The sequence below is a fragment of the Morganella sp. HSTU-ASny43 genome, assembly GCF_022819185.1.
Classification (GTDB): domain Bacteria; phylum Pseudomonadota; class Gammaproteobacteria; order Enterobacterales; family Enterobacteriaceae; genus Morganella; species Morganella morganii.
The window spans coordinates 1-543 of sequence record NZ_WSPG01000089.1 but is presented as its reverse complement, the minus strand read 5'-3'; the positions used below and the strand labels follow the sequence as shown (position 1 = coordinate 543).

General features: G+C 47.5%; 1 protein-coding gene and 1 tRNA gene. Both read right to left on the bottom strand.

All coding sequences use genetic code 11. The features are described 5' to 3' along the window. Window positions 1-268, bottom strand: a 268-nt coding sequence (locus GN208_RS17910) for an Arm DNA-binding domain-containing protein (RefSeq protein WP_243828523.1), incomplete at its 3' end; no start/stop codon positions are given. Window positions 269-463: 195 nt separating this feature from the next. Next, window positions 464-539 (bottom strand) — tRNA-Phe (locus tag GN208_RS17905). Window positions 540-543 lie beyond the last annotated feature (4 nt).

Here is a 543-nt window from a genome sequence, read left to right as displayed (position 1 = left end):
CTTTCTTTATCCGTTTCTGTTCACAAGGGTCGATACCCTCAGCAATCTGCTTACGTGCGCTGTCTCTTTTATCACGTGCGTCAGAAAGGGATAATTCAGGATAAATTCCCAGAGCCAATGTTTTTTCTTTTCCCTGAAAGCGGTAACGGAGTCGCCAGTAACGTGAGCCGTTGGGATGAACAAGTAAAAACATGTTGCCGGAATCAGCAAGTTTATAGGGTTTTTCTTGCGGTTTTGCAGCCCGAATCTTAGCGTCAGTAAGTGCCATAAAAGGGGTCTCCGGAAGACGAGAGGGTACAAATTCCTGTCGAATCATGGTATACCCTCATTTGTACCCGCGCAAGTGACTTGATGCGGGTAGAATTTGGTTGAGTTGGGTTGAATGAAGAACTACGGAGAAGTAGATATCTGGCGGGCTTTATAAACGAAAACGGACCTTCGTAGAGGTCCGTTGACATGAATTTGGTGCCCGGACTCGGAATCGAACCAAGGACACGGGGATTTTCAATCCCCTGCTCTACCGACTGAGCTATCCGGGCAACG